Annotated in this window: 4 protein-coding genes; all 4 read left to right on the forward strand. The window is 65.3% G+C overall.

What is annotated here, in order from left to right; translation table 11 throughout:
* Positions 1-56 precede the first annotated feature (56 nt).
* Positions 57-1703: a (2,3-dihydroxybenzoyl)adenylate synthase gene (locus L972_RS08805; RefSeq protein ID WP_047437601.1), complete on the forward strand. Its 1647-nt coding sequence runs from the start codon at positions 57-59 to the stop codon at positions 1701-1703.
* Positions 1700-2647, forward strand: a complete 948-nt coding sequence (locus L972_RS08810; protein WP_047437603.1) for an isochorismatase family protein — start codon at positions 1700-1702, stop codon at positions 2645-2647. Before L972_RS08805 ends, L972_RS08810 begins: the two co-directional genes overlap by 4 nt.
* Positions 2644-3405, forward strand: coding sequence for a 2,3-dihydro-2,3-dihydroxybenzoate dehydrogenase (gene dhbA, locus L972_RS08815; protein WP_047437605.1), 762 nt, complete (start codon positions 2644-2646; stop codon positions 3403-3405). The genes L972_RS08810 and dhbA overlap by 4 nt, the downstream gene beginning before the upstream one ends.
* A 125-nt stretch (positions 3406-3530) precedes the next feature.
* A partial coding sequence (locus tag L972_RS20745; protein WP_047437719.1) for an AMP-binding protein occupies positions 3531-5745 on the forward strand: 2215 nt, incomplete at its 3' end.

Below are 5745 nucleotides of genomic sequence, written 5' to 3' on the forward strand. Positions count from 1 at the left end.
CTCGGCACCATGTTGCGCGCCTTCGGCCTCGAAAGCCGGGAGCCGGAGGTAACTCCATGAAGCCGTTGGTGCCCTTTACCCCCTGGCCCGCCGAGCTGGCAGCACACTACCGGGCACAAGGGTGGTGGCGCGGACAACCGCTCACCACCCTGCTCGATGACTCCGCCGCACGTTATCCCGAGCGCACGGCCCTGATCTGCGGCGAGCGAACCCTCAGTTATGGCCAGTTAAAGCGTGAGGTCGATGCACTGGCGGCGCGGCTGGCCGCGCGCGGGCTGGGCCACGGAGATACCGCGCTGGTGCAGTTGCCCAACTGCGCCGAGTTCTATATCTGCTGGTTCGCCCTGATCCGCTGCGGCGTAGTGGCGGTGCATGCCCTCTACAGCCATCAGCGGCGCGAGCTGGTGGCCTTTGCCCGCCAGATTGAGCCCGCCTTGCTGGTACTCAGCCCCTCCCATCCCGGCTTTGCCGGTGAAGCGGGGAGCCTGGCGGCCCTTGATGAGCGGGTATCGCCTTCCTGCCAGACACTGCTGTTCGAGCAGGCAGAAGGCTCCGATCTTCAGTCGGGATTTGCATGGTGTCAGCCTGACCCGATAGCCCGTGCTGATGGTTCGCCGCTGACGGCCATCGCGCCAACTCCTACCCCGGCCGATCAAGTCGCTTTTTTCCAGCTCTCCGGCGGCAGCACCGGCACCCCCAAACTGATCCCCCGTACCCACGATGACTATGGCTACAGCGTGCGCCAGAGCGTAGCGGTGTGCGGTTGGGATGAGCGGGTGATCTATCTCTGCGCTCTGCCAGCGCCCCACAACTTTCCCCTGAGCTCCCCCGGCGCACTCGGGGTGTTTTATGGCGGTGGCTGCGTGGTGCTGGCAAAGGATCCCTCTGCGGCAACCTGTCTGCCGCTGGTGCAGCGCCATCAGGTCAACTGGGCGGCACTGGTGCCACCGGCTCTGGCGCTCTGGCTGGAGGCGGCCAGTCACTATCCGCAGACCTCCCTGGAGTGTGTACAGGTGGGGGGCGCGCGCCTCAGCCCGGCTCATGCCGATGCGGTAGCGAGCCGCCTTGGTTGCCGCTTGCAGCAGGTGTTTGGCATGGCCGAGGGGCTGGTCAACTACACCCGCATCGAGGATGACCAGTGGCACATCGTCAATACCCAGGGCCGCCCGATGAGCCCGGGCGACGAGGTCGAGGTGCGGGATAGCGACGGACGCCCCTTGCCCGATGGCGAGTGCGGCGAGCTCTGGACGCGTGGCCCCTACACCTTTCGCGGCTACTTCAAGGCTGATGCCCACAATCAGCGAGCTTTTGACCGGGACGGTTTCTACTGCACCGGCGATCTGGTCTGCCGCTTGCCCAGCGGTCATCTGATGGTGGTGGGGCGCAACAAGGATCAGATCAACCGGGGCGGGGAGAAGATCGACGCCCTCGAGATTGAAGAGCTGCTGCTGACCCACCCGGAGGTGCGGCAGGCGGCACTGGTCGCCATGCCCGATCCCATGCTCGGGGAGCGCAGCTGCGCCTTTTTGATGTGCCGCGAGCCCTTCAATCTGCCCCGCTTGCGCCGTTTCCTGCGCGAGCAGGGGGTGGCCGATTACAAACTGCCCGATCGCCTGGTGCTGGTGGAGCAACTGCCCCACACCCCGGTCGGCAAGATAGACAAACAGACGCTGCGCGAGCAGCTCGCCAAGGAGTGTGCATGACCATTCAATCCCTCGCCGCCTATCCACTGCCCACCGCCGAGGAGCTGCCAACCGGGCGGGTGAACTGGCCCTTCGAACCGGGCCGCGCCATCTTGCTGGTTCACGATATGCAGCACTATTTTGTCGATTTCTACGGGCCGGGCAATTCGCTGATCAATCAGGTCATCGACCATATCGCCACCCTGATCCGTCAGGCGCGTGCTCTTGGCATGCCGGTAGTCTATACCGCCCAGCCCGCCGAGCAGAGTCAGGCAGATCGGGCGCTGCTCAACGACATGTGGGGGCCGGGGCTGACCCGGGCGCCGGAGCGTCAGCCGATTGTTTCGGCGCTGGCCCCCGAGCCGCAGGATACGGTGCTGACCAAGTGGCGCTACAGCGCTTTTTGCCGTTCACCGCTGGCGGAGCTGATGGCCGGATGGGGGCGGGATCAGCTGGTGATCTGCGGCATCTACGGCCATATCGGGGTGATGCAGACGGCGGTCGATGCCTTTATGCGGGATATCCGCCCCTTCCTGGTGGCAGATGCCATCGCCGACTTCTCCCGCGAGGATCATCTGCTGGCGCTCTCCTACGTCAGCCGCAATGCAGGTCGGGTGATTACCGCGGCCGAGGTGATGGCGGCCAGCAAACGCCCCCTGACTCGCGAGTCACTACGTGCTCAGGTGTTGGCACGGCTGCCCGCCGAGATGCAGCAGGAGCAGCCCACCGAGGATGACAACCTGCTCGACTACGGTCTCGACTCGCTGGCGGTGATGGGGCTGGTGGAAGAGTGGCGTCAGCAGGGGCTGGTGGTGGAGCTGGCCGAGCTGGCTCGTAACCCGACCCTGGCTCACTGGTGGGCGCTCCTCTCCCGTCAGCACAATGTCAGTCAACCCAATGTCAGTCAGGCCACGGTTTATCAGGTCAACGAAGATCACGTCAGCGAACCGGAGTGCATCCCATGAGCGAGTGGCAAGGCAGAACCATCTGGGTGACCGGTGCGGCACAGGGAATTGGCCATGCGGTGGCGCGCACCTTTGCTGATGCAGGGGCCAGTGTGGTGGCGTTCGATCTGCAACTGGTCGAGGCGCTGCCCGGCAACGTGAAGGGAGTGGTAATCGATGTGAGCAACAGTGAGGCCGTGACCCGCTGCTGCGAACAGCTGCTGGACGAGGGGCTGGGGCCCGATGTGCTGGTCAATGTCGCTGGCGTACTGGCGACCGGCAGGATCGATGAGGTGGATGACGCCCTCTTGCAGCGCACCTTCGCCATCAACACTTTCGCCCCCTTCTATCTGATGCGGGCCCTGACCCCCTGGTTTCAGGGACGGCGCAGGGGCGCCATCGTCAATGTCTCCTCCAATGCCGGTCGGGTGCCACGAGTGGGGATGGGCATCTATGGCGCCTCCAAGGCGGCGCTGAGCAGTCTCACCCAAACGGCAGGGCTGGAACTTGCTCCCTACGGCGTGCGCTGCAATCTGGTGTCACCGGGCTCGACCCGTACCCCGATGCTGTACGGCATGTGGCAGGAGGGGGAACAGCGCGAAGGGGAACTGCGAACCATCGCGGGCCTGCCCGGGCAGTTCAAGCTGGGGATCCCCCTTGGCAAATTGGGAACACCCGACGAGGTGGCTGCCTGCGTGCTGTTTCTCGCCTCCGATGCCGCCAGCCATATCACCCTGCAGGATCTGGTGGTCGATGGCGGTGCCACCCTGGGGGTCTAGCCCGCACGCTGCCGATCTGGCAGGCGTGACACTCTCTTTATGGAGGAGGCCTGGTCTCCTCGCTTTTCAGCCATGCGGGCAGGGGCAAGTCACTGCCCGCTCTATGTTTGCGCAAGGACATTCCCATGGAACAGACAATGGCGATGCGCGCCACCCACCAGCGTGGTGAGCAGCCGTGCTGGCCACTTACCATCGCTCAGGCGGGCATCTGGTTTGCCCAGCAAAAATACCCGCAGAGCCCCGCCTGCAATACCGGCGAGTACTGGCTGCTGGAGGGGGCGCTGGCACCCCATCACTTCACCCGCGCGGTGCGCCAGACCATCGACGAGATCCCCGGTCTGCACTGCGCCTTTGTGGCTACTGCCGATGGCCCGCAGATGGTGGCCAACCCCGCCTGCTGGCAGCTGGCAGAGCGGGATCTGCGCAGTGAAGCCGACCCACTCGCCGTCGCACAGGCCGAGATGCGTGCGCAGTTGGCAGTCCCCTTCAATCTGGCCGGGGGGCCGCTGTTTGCCACCACCCTCTATCGCCTTGGCCAGGGGCTGTGGGCCTGGTTTATCGCCGTGCACCATATCGCCATCGACGGCTTTGGCCTGAGCCTGCTCTGCCAGCGGGTGGCGAGCTGGTATGAGGCGCTCTGCGCCGGTGAGCAGCCAGCCCCCTGTCGCTATGCATCCCAGCAGGAGTTGCTGGCCGAGGAGGCGGCCTATCAGGACTCACCGCGCGCCGCGCGGGATCGCGATTTCTTCGTGCAGCAGCTGGCCGGGGTGGAGAATCCTGCGTTGCTCTCCCGCCGTCCGGCGCAAGGGCCGGGCCTAACATATCGTCTTGAGCAGCGGCTGGCTGGCCGCCAGTGGCAGGCATTGGTGGCACGGGCGAGTCGTTCGGCCTGTCACCCCTACAGTCTGCTGCTGGCGGCGGTGGCCAGCTATGTGCAGCGGATGAGCGGCGCTGGCGAGGTGGTGCTGGGTATTCCGCTGATGGGGCGGCTGGGCTCAGAGGCGGCCGATACCCCCTGCATGAAGGTCAATGTGGTGCCCCTGCGCATCGAGCTGAGCGGCACCAGCCGGGTAGGGGAGTTGCTGGTACAGGTCGAGCGGCAATTTGCTGCCCTGCGTCGCCATCAGGGCTGCCGTCAGGAGTGGTTGCAGCAGCGTCAGCCGGGCCAGCCGCTGTTTGGCCCTCAGGTCAATTTGATGCCCTTTGCCCGCACCCTCAGCTTTGGTGAAGGACACAAACAGGTTCGTGGCGAGGTGCAGGTGCTGGCGGCGGGGCCGGTGGAGGAGTGTGCCTTCTTTTTTGCCGAGGAGGCAGGCGCGATAACCCTGACCCTCGAAGCACATCAGGGGCGCTTCAGCCAACAGGAGAGCGAACGTCATCTGGCCCGGCTGGTAGCCTATCTGGCGGCCTGGAGTGAGGCGGATGACGAGGCCCTGGCGGTGCGCTTGCCGCTGCTGCTGCCTTGCGAGCAGGCTGAGCTGGCGCGCTGGAACCAGACCGACCATCCGTTGCCGATTACCACTCTGAGCGCACTGCTGGCCGAGGGGCTGGCGGCGGCGGATCAGAGCGCCATCGCGCTGGAGTGTGGTACCGAGCGCTGGAGTGTGACCGAGCTGCGCCAGCGTACCCGTCAGTTGGCCAGCTATCTGGCGGGAAGGGGCGTGGGCCCCGGTTGCCGGGTGGCGGTGGTGATCCCGCGCTCTCCCGAGCTTATTCTCGCCCAGCAGGCCATCATGGCGGTGGGAGCGGTCTACGTGCCCGTTGATCCGGACTATCCGGCGGAGCGGATCGGCTACATTCTCGCCAGCAGTGATCCTGCGCTGGTGTTGACCAGTCATACGCTTCAGATGCCGCTCGACGTGGCCGCGCCACTTGTCTGCCTCGATGCCCCCGGTGTGGCAGAGCAGCTGGCGGCGGTAGCACCTTGTGATCTGCCAGCCCCCAAACCGGAAGATGCGGCCTACATCATCTACACCTCAGGTTCGACCGGTCGGCCCAAAGGGGTGGTGGTGAGCCATGGCGCCATCGTCAACCGGCTGCTCTGGATGCAGCACATGTATCCCATCGGCCCGGCGGATCGGGTGCTGCAAAAGACCCCGGCCGGTTTCGATGTCTCCATCTGGGAGTTCTTCTGGCCCTTTATGACCGGGGCGCGGCTGGTGCTCGCCAAACCGGGCGGCCACAAGGATCCCGCCTACCTTGCCGAGCTGATTGAGCAGGCCGGGATCACCACCTTGCACTTTGTTCCCTCCATGCTGCAGATTTTTGTCACTCAGGCCGAGCCTGCGCGTTGTCGCGCCCTGCGGCAGGTATTCTGCTCCGGCGAGGCGCTGCCCGCCG

It is taken from the genome of Aeromonas sp. ZOR0001 (genome assembly GCF_000801015.1).
GTDB classification, from domain to species: domain Bacteria; phylum Pseudomonadota; class Gammaproteobacteria; order Enterobacterales; family Aeromonadaceae; genus Aeromonas; species Aeromonas veronii.